Consider the following 19,818-nt stretch of genomic DNA (forward strand, 5'->3'; position numbering starts at 1 on the left):
TATATAATATAATTAATAAAGATTTCCATTTTAATGAAACTTCATATCCAAACCCCAATATAAAGCAAGCTTTTCAGCTTCGTGTTTAGTCAAATGTATCACAGCTCCGTGTTTCGGGGAAGAAAAATTAGTGGTTTTCATAGCACCCTCATTGAATCGCCCTAAGTTTGTAAAATTCACAAAATCAGAAGTTTCGCTAAATCCAAAATTATGAGGGTCTATACCATAGCAATCGTACATTAATATCCACTTGTCTTCTCCTATCCTTTTCCATACATTAGGGGCTTCACAGGCTTTCTCTTCAGGATCGTACCAACGGGCATCGTATACATACTCTCTATTGATATGATCTGATATTGCTTGTTTTATTCCGGCTCCATCATCGTGAGCCACATAAAACATATGATATTTGCCGTTTACAGACGTAATATCGGCATCGATAATATTATTATCCTTCGGATATTCCAACAGAGGCTTCGGCTCACTCACCAATTGGTTATAATCATTATTTATATAGGCATAATATAACTTATTCTTTTCATTACCGAAACGGGTAGTAAAGTATAGCATCAGGTTTTGCTCTTCCGGGTCATAAGTTGTTTCCGGAGCCCACGCACATCCGATATTTTCAAAACCGGGAATAGTATCGATACGCAGATTTGCACGTTTCCAGTTGATGAGATCATCAGACTTAAGCAACACAAAACCACGATTATTCCCCCACGAATAAAGTTCACCCGGGCGTTCCCATTCAGTATCCCGATATCCTTCCCGTTGGGCGAAAATATGCAAGTCGGTCATTGCCAGATAAAATGCGCCATCTGGGCCACGATAGATATGCGGATCGCGTATACCCTTTTGTGTAGCTATTGTATCACCACGCATAATTGGCTCTCCCCCGTTTACATCGGTAAAAGTGTATCCATCCGGGCTCACTGCCATATAAAGGCTATGAGTAGGGTCTTTAAAATAAACCATCAGATAGGCTGACATATCTTTCTCGGTAGGAATATGCTTCTTCCGGCTATCTTCTCCACATGAGAATAACATAAGCAGCGCAAGCAGTAGAAAAGCTATTTTATTTTTCATCTATTAATTAGTTATAATAATTCCCCCATCAGGTTGAATATTCAATGTCATTTTCCCATTTTTATTGAGTTCTATTTTTTCCATTTTAGGACTTCTGTCTGATTTATCCGAATAGAAAGAAAGTTTAGAACCGGATAGCATAGGCAAATTTACTTCAACTTTTTTCACTGTCTTTTCAGCGTTTACCCCTACCACATACCACTTATCGGCATGGCGGCGAGCTAAAACAACATATTTACCCGGATAACCGTCTATAAAGACTGTCTCATCCCATGTGGTAGGTACATTTTTCATGAAATCAATTACAAATGCGGGATATTCTGTCAGATTATTGGGTGTTATCCCGAAATTCTGGACAGGTGTCTGGAATAGAACGGCAGTCGCAAGTTGAAATGTTTCAGTGGTTTTACGTATTTTGCCACCCTTATTTTCTTTGTTATGTTCTTTATTCAATAATACGGGACCGAAATCCATAGAGGCTACACTGTTGCGGATAAAAGGATGCAAACAAGCATTGTAAGCTTCAGTATCATTGGCATGTTGAGTGAAAATCAGGTTTTCGGAAGCCAAGACAGCTTCACTACCCACAAAGTTTGGATACATACGTTCCCAGCCCCGAGGTAAGGTGCAACCGTGGAATATGACTACAAGTCCGAAATCATTTGCATCGGACAATATATCTTCATACAGCTTCATTGTCTCCTGCTTATCCCCACCGAAAAAGTCGACCTTAATTCCTTTAATACCGATACTCTTCATCCAAGCCATTTCTTTTTTTCGGGCAATGGATGTGTTCATACAATTTTTAGGACCTTGCGGTGCATCACTCCAATATCCGTTTGAATTATACCATAAACATAGCCCTACATTTTTCGAGCTTGCATATTTTGCAAGTTTTTCTATCTTATCGCGCCCTATATGTGTATCCCACCAATTATCTACTAATACAAATTCATACCCTAAAGTAGCCGACAAATCGATAAACGTTTTTTGATCTTCGTAATTGATACTTCCATCCTGCCATTCGAGCCAACTCCATGTCGAACGGCCAAATTTATATTCGCGTGAAGGTTTATAAAGCGGTTCAACAGCATCGAAAGGGATTGTAGTCTCCACAATTGGTTTAAGATTATCTCCTACAGTAATTGTACGCCATGGAGTTTCTCCGGGTAATGATATTGAAGGCTTAGCACTGCCTATTCCGTTATTTTCCCCCTTTTCGGGAAATGCAATTGTATATAAACCGTCCTTTGTGCCTTCACTTAGTTTCGAACCACAGTAAAGGCTGCTTACTCCTGTTTCCGAGATTAATACCCATCCGTTGTCTCCTACATGGAATAGTCCCGGAAAAGTATATCCTACACCATATTTGGAAGGAGTACCTATCGGCTCATCGGGAATATATTCTTCTTCGTAACTGGGCTTTGTTTTCATCCATCCTATCATAGGAGTAGCCTGAGGAGTAAGAAATGTGGTGGTGAATATAGGGAATTTAAATCCGGATAATTCCTTCTCAATTATACATCTTGCAGTTTCTCCATTCTGAGCCAAGATATATTTGAAGGCAATGTCATTATTACTCACTCGAAATATTATACTTATCCTTTCCTTATCGGATGTCTCGTAAGTACATACTAATTCATTCGCCTGATAGTTGATATTGCTTCTTTTTATCCGGTTCTCACTATAGGTTTTATTAATAGTGGATTCCTTTTTATCAATTAGTATCAGATTTCTACTGAAATCGCTTACATTAGTGATCATACCAAGAGGAGAATCTTCCAATATCTGATTCCCCTTATATGAAACATTATAATTGATCGTTCCTGACGAATTTAGGTTGACTTTTACTTTCAGATTCTTATCGGGACTAGCTACCTCAATATTTTCAGCATACGAGGATAAAGATAGCAGGAGAAAAAAGCTGATATAAAGAAAATACTTATTCATTTTTCTGATATTTGTAAGGTTATACGGACAATTGTCATGCGACATCAACTCTATAAGCTCATTTTATCTCCAAAACAACAATAGACTTAGCCGGCAATTTTATTTTTAGTTTTCCATTTGTTATTTTAGCATCATTGAAAGCCTGCGGATTTATTAAATCCGGATTTTCGAATGTATTATGATCCGTAATTTTTCCAGATGTAAGAATACGTCCATCTACTTTATTTATTTTTGTTTGAGGTATATTTAGTTGAATATTCCGACCATTTTCTAAATCGATATTCGCCAGTGCAATATAAACTATATCATTTTTCTTTGCTGCAGAAATATTCACCATATCTATCTGACGACCTCTGATCTCTTTACGGTCTGTTACAATATCAATAGGTAAATAAACTGCATCCTGAAATACCTTATACATCTCAAATATGTGATATGTCGGAGTCAAAGCCATTTTATCATCTTTAGTAAGTACCATCGATTGTAATACATTAGCTATTTGTGCAATATTTGCCATCTGAATTCTATTGGGATATTTATGGAAGACATTGAGTGTAAGAGCAGCAACAAAAGCGTCACGCATTGTATTTTGCTGATAGAGATGACCTTTTATTGTTCCGGGTTCTTCATTAAACCATGTTCCCCACTCATCGACCATGAGTCCGATTCTTTTATCCTGATCATATTTGTCCATGATAGACATATGCTTCTGAAGAACTTCCTCTATTTCCAATGCTTTACCCATAGTCCAATAATAATCATTATCCGAGAACTGTGTTGCAGACCCTTTCTTACCGTCTCCCCATTCTTTGACGGTATAGTAATGAACAGATAGTCCATTCATCTGTCCGCCAATATTTTTCATTAATACTTCGGTCCAGTTATAATCATAATCAGATGCTCCACTAGCTATCTTAAATAGCTGGTTATTATCATAATTACGGCAATAAGTAGCATAACGACGATACAAGTCGGAATAATACTCAGGGCGCATATTACCGCCGCAGCCCCAACTTTCATTCCCGACCCCGAAGTACTTGACTTTCCATGCTTTTTCTCTTCCGTTTTTACGACGAAGATTTGCCATAGGACTATCTCCATCCGAGGTCATATATTCCACCCATTTTGCCATTTCTTCTACTGATCCGCTACCTACATTTCCACTGATATAAGGTTCACAACCGAGGATTTCACAAAGATTCAAAAATTCATGTGTACCGAAACTATTATCTTCAATTGTACCTCCCCAATTATTATTTACCATTTTGGGCCGATCCTCTTTAGGTCCTACCCCATCCATCCAATGATATTCATCGGCAAAACAGCCTCCCGGCCACCGAAGATTGGGAATGTCTAATCGTTTAAGAGCATTCAGCACATCTTTACGATAACCTTTTTCATTGGGAATAGAGGAATTTTCTCCTACCCATAATCCACCATATATACATGTTCCCAAATGCTCGGCAAAATGCCCATAAATATGTTTACTGATCTTATTTCCAGAACGATCTGTATATATCGTTACTTTACCCGTGTTCTCCTGAGCGTATAGCGATACATTCAGAATACTAAATATTACTATAATCAGAGAAGATTTTTTCATAGTCTGTATCTTATAAGTGAAAATTAAAGTTATAAAGAGCCTGCTTAAATTTTATTTAAACAGGCTCAATATACTACTTCAGATTTATTTTCTGGCTTTGAGTATAATAATATTCTGATGATACATTTGCCAAAACTCCAATTCGCATAAATACAAAATTTTCATTTTTCAAGCCCGCAGGAATTGCGGCAGAAACTGTTATTTCCTGACCAACAGTAACATTTCCGATCGGTACATTCACAATTCCTTCATTCCTGTTATGGTCTGTAAGTATTCCTTTGCCGAAATATATATTAACGGATGAAAGATCTGCTGTAGAAACTACTTTATCTACCGTGAATTTCACACTGATTGTCTCACCTACCTTCTGATAACTTTCATCTTTAGCAACGAAATATGGAGTTACAGGAACATCAAATACTGTATTTCCCTTAACATCCACAATGATAGTATCATTCAGTTGAGGTAACCAAGGGCCATCTGCTTTTCGCACCAGTTTATACTGCCCGTTGAATAAAGATACTGAAAAAGTTCCATCCTGAGCAATATAGACAGGTATGCTCTTTTTCAGAGCAAAACCGTCCTGCCACAATTCCAATTGAGGGCCATCGGTACGGATACCAACTGATTTTCCGTTATAAACGACACTCCCTTTCAAAGTTGCATTCGGCTCGTCATAATTATCATATTCACATGCTGACAGCAAGAATATGCAAATCGGTATTATATATAATATATTTTTCATCATCATAAAATTAATGGAATGGATTTTTAACTAATTTAGGATTATTATTAAGCACATCATCTGCAATAGATGAATAATAATTCGCCATTCGGAAGAATCTTGGTCTCTTAAAACGTGTAGGATGTGTTTTTTCGTATAGGAATTTGCCATCATCCGCATTACCCGGCCTTACAATCCGATACGGATACAGGCCATAAACTACTGCGTCGGTATTTGTTTCCGTTCCATCCCATACAATATGAGCAATTCTCCAACGCTTCAGGTCAAAATAGCGATGATCCTCAAATGCTAATTCGACACGACGTTCATTGCGAATTTTATCTATAGTTAAAGTTGATGCCGAAAGACTATTTGCCGGAAAGCCTCCATGTATTTCACGAATTGTGTTTATATATCCCAATGCACTGGCATCGTTCAATTCGAAAGCAGCTTCTGCCGCATTCAGATAGATTTCTCCCAACCGGAACCAAGGCCACCAGTTTTCTGCAGATGTTCCCCGCGAACTTGCCGCTGCTGCATCGCTAACGAACTTGCGCATATAGAATCCAGTATTGCTCACATCCTGTGCATTGTCTTTTGGTCCGTCAAATCCTGTCCATAGACCTCCATCGCTATACTGATCTCCCAGATTTGCCCCTGTAGTCAATACATATTGAGTTCCATTCCATTCGGCAACTCCTGCCTGTATATTCACGGGAGTACCTCTGAATGTTGTTCCGGCATATACAACCGTTCCATACAAACGGGCATCTTTATTGGCGAAAATATCGGATATATTTGGATAGGTAATATAATCTCCATTAGCATCCTTATACTTCAAAGTGCCTTTGCTACCATCCAGATAGTCGAAAGATTCGACCAGACTTAATGAAGGACTTAATGAAGAAGAAGATTCGTTATCATCGGTAAGGCTTTTTACAATATTGTCGTAGGCAAAACGATGCGTTTTAATTCCTGTTTTAAAATCTTTAGCAAAAATTACTTCGTCTGTTTTCTTGTTTAACATTTCATAAAAATTCTCTCCCTTATCTGCATTCTTATTATAAAGTTCGTATTTGTTGCTTGTTATGATTTCTTTTGAAGCATTCAAGGATTTTGTATAATAATCATTCGCTTTTGCCGCAGGAATACCAACTTCTTCACCCGGCAATGTAATAGGAGAAGACATCAGGTTATTATATTTGGCTATCGAAGCGGCATATAGCATAGCACGGCTTTCAAGTGCAAGGGCTATATAGTAATTAGCACGGGTCTGACTCTCATTATTGTCTTTCAGATCGTTCTTTATCGCTTCCAGTTCTTCATAGATAAAGTCATATACTTCATGCTCTTTAGAACGTGGCGTCTGTAATGGTGTAGGATCTCCTCCACCTGAGTATATCAATTGTTTTGTAACAATCGGTACCCCACCCATACGTTTTACCATTTCGAAATAGACAAAAGCACGCATGAACCTGAGTTCCCCCCTGAAAAGATTTTTCTGTTCATCCGATAAACTCACGCTGTATTGATCTATATTTTCCAGTGCCAGATTTATATCACGGATAAGACTATAATCCCAGAACCGGCCATAATCATTGGCGTAGTTAAAGTCATTCCTTCCATTCTGATCCCAGTGTCCCGACCACATAGCATCATCTATCTCGCTCATTCCTCCCGTATTGAAAACTCCGTGTAAAGAAGGGAGCCTGTCATAATAATTGGCCAATAGAGATGTTATAAGTTTAGGGTCATTCCACGTTTGTTCATCTGTAATGATTTCTTTCGGATCCTCTTCTAACCACTTATTATCATTACAACCTATAAGACTACAGGTGATGAGTATTAAAAGAAATATTTTATTTTTCATATTTTCAGATATATAGTTTATTAGAATGTAATATTAAAACCAAGCAAAATAGTTCGCTGTTGAGGATAAACCACCGCTGCCCTAGCTTCAATTTCCGGGTCTATTTCGAGTTTGCGGACATTATCGAATGAAAGTAAATTAGATACATTCATATAGACACGTACTTTCTGAGCATGAATCGCATTTCTTATAGATACAGGAAGATTGTAACCTACTTCCAGATTCTTTATTCTCAGGTAATGGACATTTTTTAACCAGAAATCGCTATTTCTGTCATTTGGCTTTGTATTGCCATTACGAATAGCCGGATAATAACCCGAAATCCACTCGCTATTAATATCATAAGGGTCTGCACGATGCCATCTGTCTTCCAACAAATAAGCAGGTGAATTACCTCCCGCATGAAACGGATTCCTTAATTCATAATCCTGAAACCAAGACTGCATAGCCCCGCCGGCAAAATCTACAGCAAGATCTATCCCTTTCCATTCTAGTCCGATATGCCCACCGAACGACATAACTGGCGCCCATCCTTCCGAATAGCCAATAGGGCGCATATCCATATCATTTATTATTCCGTCTCCGTTTACATCTTTATAGATAAAGTCTCCCGGTAGCTGTGTCCTGTTATTTTCTCCGTCATTATTTATTGGATGATTGCGTATTTCATCTTCTGACTGGAAGCGTCCAATAACCTGGTATCCCCACCAGATACCTCCCCAACGGTCTTCGGCAGAATTCCGGTATTCATCCCATGCATTACCGAAACGTGGTTTATATGTTTCTATACTTCTATAACGTGAATAAGTAAAGTTCCCGCTTACGGTATAATTAAGATCATTCACCTTATCGGTATACGAGATCATACCTTCAAAACCGCGGTATCCATTCTTATTAAGATTTTCATTAGGAAGACTATACCCTACTTCACTTGGCAAAAGAACATCATAACGCTGAGCCGGCACTCCCGATCTGGTTATACGGAACATATCAGCCGTCAACTTCAACTTTTCGTTAAAGAAGAATGCGTCGATACCAAAGTTAGTGTTCCTGTTTGTCACCCATGACAGATTGGTTATCGGTAAGCCGCGGGGTTTCATTCCCGTAACATACTCTCCATCAAGTACGGCTCCACCCTGATTCCATGTATAGCCGCCTAAATAATCAAACATCCCTACTCCTTGTTCCACGCCGGTTTCGCCCATAGACGCTCTTAGTTTCAAATCGCTGACTACGGTTTTAAGTGGTTTGAAGAAATTCTCGTCAGAGATACGCCATCCGACTGAAACTCCGGGGAAGAATCCAAAACGATTACCTTTGGCATAAAGATAGGAACCATCATAGCGACCGAGTAATTCCACAAGATATTTCCCTTTATAGTTATAATTGATTTTTCCGATATATCCTACTCTGGCTTCATAATTCCAGCCATCACCCATACCACTCATATCATTGTATTGCAAAAGCGGAAGGTAGTCATTGGTAGGAATTGTGCCCAGCCACAGATGATCTTTGTTGTAGTTTGACCTTTCGTAAGCTCCCAGAACAGAGAAATAATGATCACCTAGTTGCTTGGCATAATCTATCTGGAATTGTCCGTATTTAGAGACAACTTCTCTTTCTTCCTGAAGCCTCCAGCGAGAGGTTAGCCCCCCTGTTTTATTGTAGGTATCCGTCGTTTTATCATATGTATAAGCATCATATGTATATTGGAATCCATCAAACTTACCATTGGTATAATTATAAGAGACAGTTCCTTTCACGTTAAGTCCGAACTTGAATTTATATTGTGCATACAAATTGATATTCGCATTACGGTTTAGGTTGTCTTTATAACCTGCAATATCTCTGCTGAATAATGCAGGGTTATAAGCTATCTCCCTGGTATTATTGATATATTCCGGATTATCATTAGCATATGGGCCCACTGTTGGAACCATCTTGAACATACCCAAAATAGCAGAAAAATAACCATCACCACCCGGAAGCCCTACGTCTTCGGTTTTTTCCTGCCTCCCGCTAATTTGCGCTCCTACAGTTAATCCACCTATAATATTCGACTCCAGATTAACCTGAATGTTGGTTCTGTCATAATTGAAATCTTTCATCAAGGCCTCCTGGCGTGTATTTGAAACGGAAAGATAATAATTGGAGTTTTTTGTTCCTCCACTTACGTTTGCATTAAGGTGATGTTGCGGAATGTTCTTCCTCATCACTATATCATAATAATCATAGCTCTTGTATCCCGGTTCAGTTCCAGCCTGCCACTTGGCAAGTTCTTCCTTAGTATAGACTAAAGAGGGATCTGCTCCTTGGTTTTGGGCCGCTTCTACAAGTCCTCTGGTATATTGTGCAGCATTTGCTAATTTAGGGAATCTAGTCAAATTTTGCCAACCAATATAACCATTGATATTTATAGTCGGTTTTCCTTCATTACCCTTTTTGGTAGTAACAAGAACCACCCCATTCGAAGCACGTAATCCGTAAATAGCTGCAGAAGCATCCTTTAAGATCGTAATACTTTCAATATCTTCCGGATTCAGGGCATTAAATGCATCAAGACCACCGACTTCTGCTGCTCCAACCCAATTTCGCCCCTCTGCACCTCCATACGGGATACCATCAATAATAATCAGAGGATTACCCATATTACGAACTTCTAATTGAGCGCCATAGCCCGGACGGGCATTTTTTGAACGCACAGAGATCCCCGGTAATTTCCCGGCTAAAGCCCCGGACATCGTAGTGGATGCTGTCCGGGTAATATCATCAGACTTGATATCACTGACAGCACCCGTCATATTTCGTCTCGATTGTGTTCCATACCCGACAACAACTATTTCATCCAGAATTTTACTATCTTCTTTTAATAAAATTTCTAATCTGGATTTTCCTGCTACTGAAATTTTCTGAGGTACATAGCCCATATAAGAAATCTCCAGTGTAGAATTATCTTGTACTGTTATTGAGAATTCTCCATCTATATTTGTAATGGTTCCATTTGTAGGTGAGCTTTGTTCTTTAATAGTAACTCCTATAAGAGGTTCATTCGATATTTCATCAATAATCTTACCTGTTACAACTTTGTTTTGGGCGTATATAGCCCCATGACATACAATGAAAAAAGACATCATTAAAAAGAATTTGTAGGGAATCTTTTTTCTAATACCCTCTTTCTCTTTCAACCGTAATTTACTTTTCATGATTAAATAATTAAGTTTAACATATATGTTCGTTTTTGTCAGTTATTGCCATAGCAATAGTGCCCAGACAAAAACACGCTAAATGTCTTTGGATATAAATTATAGAATAAGCCAAAATGAGCCTAGGACAAGCAAGGAATCACCGAATGATGAGTCTTATTTAGTCCTCTAGTTAAGATTTCAATTCCAGAGTATTATCTTCTTTATCATGTTCTTTACCAGAAATACCAATAGAATGCAGCACAAAGAGCAATGACACCGAGCGATGCAATAACATCCCACTTATTCCAGCTCTTTCCAATAAGTTTTTTATAGTCATCTGTGAAAGTGATAGCCTCTATCTGCTTAGTTGTTGGCTTCGCCGTAAAAAATGATACGATTACCATCAATAGCATAATGAAGACAAGCAGCCATATCTCAAAGATAAGCCAGTTGGTTTGCCAGAACCAAGTGGTGTATTCCCAGTACCAGCCGGTCATTACATCTTTACCGGTATTTGTAAAGATGTTCGTTAATAAACGCACCATACCTATAATAAAGCCCGTAATCATTCCTATTTCACCTGCCTTTGGAGTAATCTTTTTGGAAAATATACCAAGTGCAAATACCGCTACCATTGCAGGAGCAAGGAGTGATTGGATTCCTTGCAGATAGTCATAAAGGCTACCAAGACTCATCATAACAGGTATCCATACGATACCAAGGACCACAACAACAATAGTTGCTACTCTACCTACCAGGACATATGTAGATTCGCTCTTGTTTTTATACTTAGGCTTGTAAAAATCTTCTGTAAACAGAGTTGCACAAGAGTTAAAAAACGCCGCCAAAGACGCCACCAGTGCAGAAATAAAGCCAATGGTAACAATTCCCTTAACACCTGCCGGCAACACAAACTTGACCATCGAGCCAAAAGCAGTATCAGGATCATCCAGCGTGAATCCGCTGTCAGGACGAGCGGCCAATGCTGCCGCTACCATACCCGGTATGAGAAACATAAATACAGGCAACAATTTGAAATAACCAGCTGCAATAGTACCTCTGCGTGCGCGTTTCATTACTACTTCATTAGATTCTCCTTTACGTTGGCCAAGCACACGCTGAACGATATGCTGGTCTGTACACCAATACCAAAAGCCGATAATCGACGCTCCGATAAACACCCAGAAACCGGGATAATCATCATAGAGCGGGTCACCCGTATTGAAATGGAACATGTGGTTAGTTCCGTATGCTACACCATCTGCTCCTACATTAAGCGTTTTGGAATAGTCAATCATTGCAGTCCAACCTTCGGCTATACTACCGCCGCCAAGTGCTGATAATCCCAGAAAAAGTACAAGGAAAGAACCAATGATAAGTATAGGGGTCTGAATTGCCGAGAGTGTCATTACCCCTTTCATTCCTCCTAAAACCGTAAAAATACCCGTCAAAACTATCAGTCCTATTGCACCGTACCAGAAAGGCAGTCCGAGAAGGCTTTGCATGAAAATACCTCCTGTAAACGCCGTGACGCTCACTTTAGTTAATACGTATGCAACCAAAGTAATAATAGACAACCATGAACCTGTAGCGGGTGTATATCGATACTTAAGGAAATCAGGCATCGTTATAATCTTGCCCATCTTATTATTCATCAGTTGATAGAAAGGAACAAAGAGCCATCCCAGAATAAGAATCATCCAGCCTTGCATTTCCCAGTGAGCCATACCCACACCTGCTTTTGCGCCCGTTCCGGCAAGTCCCACAAGATGTTCCGAGCCGATATTTGCAGCAAATATTGCAGCACCAATGATATACCAAGGTTCACCTTTACCGAAGAGATAATCTTCACTATCGGCACCCTGTTGTAAACGTTTATCTTTTTGTATCGACCGCCATACAGCCCATGTGACTGCTAATATACCTATGGCCAGAATCAGCCAGTCGAGCCAAATAAATTCATGTGAGTTCCAATTCATAGTATGTGTTAATATTAGTTAGTTTGCGAGAATAATTCTGTTTCTGTAAACTGTCCCAACTTCTGATATTTAGTATACAATTTCATATATACCTGATGCTTTTCCATATCCGGTATGTATTCATGAGCAAATCCCTGCCCCATGGCTTTTTGCGCTGTATCAATATCAGGATGCACACCCGCAGCAACAGAGGCAAACATAGCTGCACCAAATGCACATGCCTGTTCTGATTTAGCCACTTTGATGGGCATACCCAAGACATCTGCAAGAGTCTGCATTACTAAAGGAGATTTTAAAGATATTCCTCCGATACCTATTACACTTTCAATTTCTATTCCATTTTCCAAGAAACGATCGACAATAGCCTTCGAACCAAAAGCTGTAGCTTCTACCAGGGCTTTAAAAATAAGAGGAGCCGAACTGGCTAAATTCAAACCAGTGATAGTGCCTTTTACCAATTGATTTGCATCAGGAGTACGACGGCCGTTCATCCAGTCTATAGCTAAAGCAGAACTTTCCGTTGTAGGTATTTTAGATGCAGCTTCTGAAAGAGCGGGAATCATGTTATCTAACGATTCTTCTATCAGCTTTTCTTTTGTTACCTGATCTACTATAGAAGATTCTTTTAATATATTTTCGAATGGCCAGGCCAATACATTTTTGAACCACGCATAAATATCCCCGAATCCGGATTGTCCGGCTTCTAATCCGATCATATTTGAAACAACTGAGCCGTCTACCTGTCCGCATATACCCGGAATAAGCTTCCCGTGCATATCGTCGTATGAAGCAATCATTATATCGCAGGTAGAAGTACCTATCACACGTACAAATGTTTTAGGAGCTATTTCTGCACCGACTGCACCCATATGGCAATCGAATGCTCCGACACCTACGGCAACATTTGTAGAAAGGCCTAATCTGTCAGCCCATTCTTTAGTTAGATTACCTACTTTTACATCGCTGGTGTATGTCTCATGAAAAAGGTGATCCCTGAAGCCCTTTAGCTCCGGCGCTATTTCCATAAGAAATTCTTCGGTAGGAAGTCCATCCCATTCTTTTAGCCACATTGCTTTATGCCCTGCAGCACAACGGCTGCGGACAATTTCGGTAGGCTTGGTCCTGCCTGTTATTAAAGCAGGCATCCAGTCGCAATGCTCGATCCAGCTATATGCCTCGCCTACAATAGATTTATCTTCTTTTAAGACATGCGCCATTTTAGCCCATACCCATTCGCTGGAATAAATGCCACCTTCGTATGCCGTATAATCGATAGGCCATCTTTTAGCAACCTCATTGATCCGCGCTGCTTCTTTTATTGCAGTGTGATCTTTCCATAGGATAAACATTGCATTCGGATTTTCTGCAAACTCAGGACGTAAGGCCAATACTTGTCCATCTTTATCGATAAGGGCTGGTGTTGAGCCTGTTGTATCAAATGATATACCGACAATAGACTCTGCAGTACCTGCCGGAGATTTACTTAAAGCTTCTTTTACTGATTCCTCTAAAGCTTCAATATAATCGAGAGGATGTTGCCTGTATTGATTACTGTTTGGATCACAGTACTTACCCTGCATCCAGCGCTTATAATATTTTACCGATGAAGCGATTTCCTTTCCGGTGCGTGAATCGATGATTATCGCACGGCAAGAATCCGAACCGTAATCGATGCCGATTGTATATTTCATAAGTATTATCAGTGTTATATCAGTAAATAAAAAGGGGTACTGGAAATAATCGCTATTTCCAATACCCGAGAACCTTAATTTAACGATTTATTGAGTAAGTAGTATACTTCATTAACCTTAAGTTCAAATTTAAAGTTATTAATAGTAGTATCTTCGTCTATAGTAACCAGTTCTATACCTGCAATGTCTGCATAATCTTCAAGCATTTCGGTAGTAACAGAATATGAAAAGCTTGAGTGATGTGTACCACCTGCTAAAATCCATGCTCCTGCCCCTATTTCAAGATCAGGCATCGGTTTCCACAATGCGCAGGCAACAGGCAGTTTAGGAAGCGGTTTTGGTTCCACCACTTTCACCTCATTTACAATCATACGGAAACGGTTACCCATATCTACAATTGTAGCGGCTACACCTTCACCTTTATGCGCCTGAAATACCAGGCGGGCACATATACGGGCATCGCCTATACCAAGAAAATGCACTTCTATACGAGGTTTTGTGCCTGTGATATCAGGATTTATTTCCAGCATATGTGATTGCAGGATAGTACTATTTTCGCCATCGAAGTTTAGTGTATAATCTTCCAGAAATGATTGTCCGCCCGGCAAACCTTGCCCCATAACCCACATAGTACGAACAAGAGCCGCCGATTTCCAGTCACCTTCGGCTCCAAATCCGTAACCTTCTGCCATCAGGCGTTGAGATGCAAATCCCATCAGTTGTTTCATTCCTTCCAGTTCGTTGAAACTGGTAGTGAAACCTTTAGCCCCTTTTTCTTGCAAGAATCGGCGCAGTCCTATTTCCTGAGCCGCTGCATCACGCACAAACTGATGTTTTTCTGCCCCTTTTTTACAATCATCTGCAAAGTCATATATCTTTTCATATTCGGCAATTACAGCATCTATTTCGGCATCTGTTACAGCATCTACATATGGTACAAGTGTCGCAATAGGTGCATTATCTACATGATAGCCCAATCGTAATTCCGCCTCTACCTTATCTCCGTCGGTAACGGCAACGTTATTCATATTATCTCCAAAACGGATAATAAGCATATCCTGAGAATCAGCCCATCCGGCACAAACGCGCATCCAACCGGCTATTTTAGCCTGTACGCCTTCGTCGTTCCAGTGTCCGACAACGACTTTCCTGTTCTTGCGCATACGACTCACGATATGACCGAACTCACGGTCGCCATGTGCCGATTGATTCAGATTCATGAAGTCCATGTCTATTTCATTCCATGGAATTTCCTTATTGAATTGGGTATGCAGGTGCATTAATGGTTTATTGTAATCCTTTAAACCATGTATCCACATTTTTGCAGGAGAAAATGTATGCATCCAAGTGATAACGCCGATACACTTGTTATCAGTATTAGCATCGGAGAAAGCCTTCGAAACTTCTTTAGCAGAATTTACTGTACCTTTATAAACAATCTTTACAGGCAATTTTCCTGAATCATTCAATCCTTTTACCATTTGTGTAGAGTGAGAGTCTACTGCTACGACAGCATCTCCGCCGTATAATAACTGCGCTCCCGTGATGAACCAAATTTCTAAATCTTTAAAATTCATGATATTAAATTAATTATGTGTTATAAATTAGAGTTATGGAATGTCCAATGATTATTATACTGGAAAATTGTCACAGATAATTGTGATCATTGTCCGTAATATGCATTTCGACCGTGTTTTCTGAAAAAGTGTTTTTTTATAAGATTTTCATTCATTTTTAATTGCGGATTAATATTGAAGGAAATAGAAGCCATTCTGGCTACCTGCTCTAAGACTACTGCATTGTGTACGGCATCATGTGCATTTTTCCCCCATGAGAAAGGACCGTGATTATTAACCAAAACTGCGGGAGTATACTCAGGATTTAATGCTTCGAATCGTTCTACAATAACATTCCCCGTTTCACGCTCATACATCCCCTCTATTTCTTCGCGAGTCATCTGCCGTGTGCAAGGAATAGCGCCTTTGAAATAATCGGCATGAGTAGTCCCGATATTAGGTATATCACAACCGGCCTGAGCCCAAGATGTCGCATATGTAGAATGTGTGTGTACAATTCCCCCTATATTGGGAAACGCCTTATATAAAATAAGGTGGGTTTCTGTATCGGAAGATGGCTTAAGTATTCCTTCCACGATATTTCCATCCATGTCAGTCACAACCATATCTTCAGATTTCATTGTATCGTACGAAACCCCGGAAGGTTTGATAATAACTAGACCACTCTTTCTATCAATAGCACTTACGTTGCCCCAAGTGAAAATAACCAGTCCTTGTTTTACCAACTCGAGGTTAGCTTTAAATACTTCTCTTTTTAACGATTCTAACATAATGTTTTATTTTATATATAAGGTCAACAACAAATAAGTGTATTGTTTACACTTGCAATATTAATAATAAGTGTTGAATTATACACTTATTATCTTTATGTTGTTAAACATATTTATAAAAAAGATGTATTTAATTAAACAAAAAAGAGAGCAATTAGCTCTCTATCAAATATTTAATAAAACAGTAATATTAACCGTTATAATGAAAAGTAGTAACCTTTTTTCAACAGTTCATCGTATTTTTCTTTATTGAACTTATAGTAAAAAGCTCCGCGCTTTGAACTTGATTTGTCTTTATCCTCTTGCTTTTCGAGAATGTCCATTTCCAGAATTTTTTTTCTAAAATTACGTTTATCTAATTCTGTTTGATAGATAGCCTCATAAAGAGATTGCAATTGAGGCAATGTAAATTTCTCAGGTAAAAGATTAAATCCTAAAGGTTGAGTCGCTGCTTTCTTTCTCAATATCTCTATTGTGTCACTAAGCATTTGATTATGGTCGAAGATCAGTTCTCCTACCTTATCGAGTTCTTCCCAACGTGCATTATGTATCTTACACAATTCTTCATTAAAAAGTTCCAGATCGATCAACGCATAATAGGCAATGGAAATAACACGCTCGCCTTCATCGCGGTTTATCTCCCCATATGTACCTACCTGTTCCATAAATACATCCTGAATACCGGTGTATTCATGTACTACACGTGAAACTGTTTCAGACAGGCTTTCATCCGAACGCAAGAAGCCTCCCATCAATGTATCATGACCTTGCAGTGGTTCAAACTTACGTTTTGATATAAGTAGATATAATTTACCGTCCTTAAATCCTAGGATTATACAGTCTACGGATAAATAAAACTTTTCCTGTTCTCTATAAAATAATGGTGTCATCCAAACTTTTCTAATTACTTTTTAATAAGGCATTAAATCTGTTGTCCGATTCAGATAAGTGTATTTATTACCCTTTTAATTAATATGCAAATATACCATATTTTTCTTTTCACAAAATTTATTTGTCAGTTAAAAGTCTGACTTCGGTTATTTTTGCTGTTCTTTTCTTCTCTTTTGCTATAAATTTGACAGTCATATTTTCTTCGTGGATATAGTTTTCAGGAATTTCAATGAAAGATGTGAGTATTTTATTATCTCCTGCGTTCTCTAATTTCACAGAAGAGATTTTCTGCTCATTTACCACTATATCAAATTCTGCAGACTGCCCCATATCAAAATATTTAATATACAGACATTTAGCATTCTTATCGTTATTTTTCATCTCATAACTAAACCAACCTTCAGCATCACGCCAGTGCATATCCTCTGTGAATCCTGTACGACTCTTTTCTGATTGGAAGAAATGATCTGATTCGGGCTGCTGCTCTCCACAAATAACTTTATCTAATGTTATCGAATCTAACTCTTCCCGTTCTTTTTCTTCCCTCTCTATTTTTGCTTGCAATTTTTCTACTTCATCTACAGTTGCCTGCGGCCAATAAATGATATAGCGGGATTCGTGAAGACGGAAAAACGGAATTAATTCCATTCGATTAGGAAATTTTTCGGAATATAAACTTGATAAAGTAAATGTAAGCGGTTTTCCCTTTACAGGCTTTATAAGCGAACCAATATTATTAGGTTCACTTACAATAACAGGTATATCCTTGAGTGGCAAAAGCCTGCCATTTGCAATATGACCGCCACGACTATCATCGGCAAACAATCCTCTCATATCTTCTTGTCCAGCCTTAGCCGCTAATGCCACCGGCCCGTAAAATATGGAATAATAATTTGACTTATCAGGCAGCTGCTCTACAGAAATTTTCATTGGCATCTCAATCTCTACGACATCTCCTTTTTTCCACTTTCTATCTATGGAAATATAATCCGAAACGGGCAAATCTACTTTATAATTTTTACCATTCAGCTTTATTTTCAGATCGCCTTGGTTTACCCACGAAGAATAGCGAACCTTGAGTGTAAATCTTGTAGCTGTTTCCGGATTGATAATCAACTTAGTATTCGCTTCATCCGGAAATAAGTTTTCTTGTATTAATTCAATATTTTTCTTTTTCCAATTTAATCTTGATGGAATAAATAGGTTTAAGTATAATTGATTATCGGTATGCGCATAAATCATCTCTCCATACTTAGCATGGCTTTCAATCCCGGAACCGACACAACACCACATACTTGTATGAGGCTGCGAGTAGACACGATAATGTCCCGGACGCATCTGGGTGAAATAAACTAATCCTCCGTTATGGGGATGCTGACTGGAAAGGATATGATTGTATAATGCCCTTTCATAATAATCAATATATTTTTTATCTAAAGATGTCTGGTAAAACATTTTGCTTAATCGAAGCATATTATATGTGTTACAAGTTTCAGGGCCTTCATTCTCTTTTATCATACCCGAAAAATCGTCTGCAGGATGAAAATGCTCTCGAACACTGTTTCCTCCAATGCATATTGAGCGTTTTTGAACTACTGTTTCCCAAAAGAATCGTGCGGCTTCCGACCATGTATCATTACTTTCCAAGTCAGCAATACGTTTAAAGCCCAATACCTTTGGTATTTGAGTATTAGCATGTTTTCCCGTCAGGTCGTCTACGTGATTTATCAAAGGCATCAATATCGACTGATCAGAAAACTGGTATGCAAGTTTTAAATATTTTTTATCTCCCGTAATGGCAGTAACATCAGCAAATGTTTCATTCAATCCGCCATGTTCGCTCATCAGCATATCCTGAATTTGTTCTTCTGATAAATTAGCAACTAATCTTATCGCCCAATCTGCCATTTTTATCAACATCTCTTTTGCCGTCTGATTACCTGCAATAAGATAGGCATCACGAAGCCCTGCAAATGTTTTATGGATATTATAAAGAGGTACCCACCGGTCGTTAAGCCCAAAACCGGATGCTCGGATATTGCCAACAGCAATCTCATCCCAAATGACTTTTCCATCTGGTACCCCTCCAATATATCCGTTTCCATTAGCATCTTGACATTGCTTCAACTGACTAATCATATAGTCTAGACGCTCTTTGATTTGCTGATCTCCCGTGGATGCATACATCAAAGAAAGTGCAGAAATATAATGGCCTCCAATATGTCCGTCTAATCCTGTATTTTCCCAATTAGTATAACTCTCAGATTTCTTTGGAAATCCTGCTTCACGTATAAAAGGCGCCAGTAATCTGTCGGCATCCATTTCTAAAAGATATCTTCTATTTAGTTCTTGCGCCTGCTTGAACGGGCTATCTAAAAGCTGAATATCCTGTAGTTGGAAATATTCAGCTTTAATATTTTTCTGTGCAGAAACCGATAAAGACAGTAACGTTAAGATTATATATATAACTATTTTCATTTACTTCATCT

The 19,818-nt window shown here is 38.8% G+C and carries 11 protein-coding genes and 1 pseudogene; all 12 read right to left on the minus strand.

All coding sequences use genetic code 11. The annotated features are described in order from the left end of the window. Positions 1-30 precede the first annotated feature (30 nt). A pseudogene (locus K348_RS0103010) lies at positions 31-1,047 on the minus strand (glycoside hydrolase family 43 protein); the annotation flags it as partial. 45 nt (positions 1,048-1,092) lie between these two features. Next, a complete protein-coding gene (locus tag K348_RS0103015; RefSeq protein ID WP_029902773.1) occupies positions 1,093-3,039 on the minus strand; it encodes a glycoside hydrolase family 97 protein in 1,947 nt (648 codons plus the stop codon). 58 nt (positions 3,040-3,097) lie between these two features. After that, on the minus strand, positions 3,098-4,642 hold the full coding sequence (locus K348_RS0103020; protein WP_029902775.1) for an alpha-N-arabinofuranosidase: 1,545 nt from the start codon (positions 4,640-4,642) through the stop codon (positions 3,098-3,100). 73 nt (positions 4,643-4,715) lie between these two features. After that, complete coding sequence (locus K348_RS0103025; protein WP_029902777.1) at positions 4,716-5,387, minus strand: DUF3823 domain-containing protein; 672 nt, start codon at positions 5,385-5,387, stop codon at positions 4,716-4,718. A gap of 10 nt (positions 5,388-5,397) precedes the next feature. After that, positions 5,398-7,236 carry a RagB/SusD family nutrient uptake outer membrane protein gene (locus tag K348_RS0103030; RefSeq protein ID WP_029902779.1) on the minus strand — a complete coding sequence of 613 codons (1,839 nt, stop codon included), beginning with the start codon at positions 7,234-7,236 and terminating at the stop codon, positions 5,398-5,400. Between the two features lie 20 nt (positions 7,237-7,256). Beyond that, entirely contained in the window at positions 7,257-10,370 is a 3,114-nt protein-coding gene (locus K348_RS0103035; RefSeq protein WP_029902781.1) for a TonB-dependent receptor, read from the minus strand. Positions 10,371-10,654: 284 nt separating this feature from the next. After that, a complete protein-coding gene (locus K348_RS0103040) occupies positions 10,655-12,400 on the minus strand; it encodes a sodium:solute symporter (RefSeq protein WP_029902783.1) in 1,746 nt (581 codons plus the stop codon). 14 nt (positions 12,401-12,414) lie between these two features. Continuing rightward, entirely contained in the window at positions 12,415-14,091 is a 1,677-nt protein-coding gene (locus K348_RS0103045; protein WP_029902785.1) for a ribulokinase, read from the minus strand. Between the two features lie 74 nt (positions 14,092-14,165). Continuing rightward, entirely contained in the window at positions 14,166-15,668 is a 1,503-nt protein-coding gene (araA, locus tag K348_RS0103050) for an L-arabinose isomerase (RefSeq protein WP_029902787.1), read from the minus strand. An 86-nt stretch (positions 15,669-15,754) separates the two neighbouring features. Beyond that, entirely contained in the window at positions 15,755-16,438 is a 684-nt protein-coding gene (locus K348_RS0103055) for an L-ribulose-5-phosphate 4-epimerase (RefSeq protein ID WP_029902789.1), read from the minus strand. A gap of 197 nt (positions 16,439-16,635) precedes the next feature. Continuing rightward, positions 16,636-17,328 carry an NUDIX domain-containing protein gene (locus K348_RS0103060; RefSeq protein WP_029902791.1) on the minus strand — a complete coding sequence of 231 codons (693 nt, stop codon included), beginning with the start codon at positions 17,326-17,328 and terminating at the stop codon, positions 16,636-16,638. A gap of 118 nt (positions 17,329-17,446) precedes the next feature. Continuing rightward, entirely contained in the window at positions 17,447-19,807 is a 2,361-nt protein-coding gene (locus tag K348_RS0103065) for a glycoside hydrolase family 127 protein (RefSeq protein ID WP_029902794.1), read from the minus strand. Positions 19,808-19,818: the final 11 nt, after the last annotated feature.

It is taken from the genome of Prevotella sp. 10(H) (assembly GCF_000711235.1).
Taxonomy (GTDB): Bacteria; Bacteroidota; Bacteroidia; order Bacteroidales; family Dysgonomonadaceae; genus Dysgonomonas.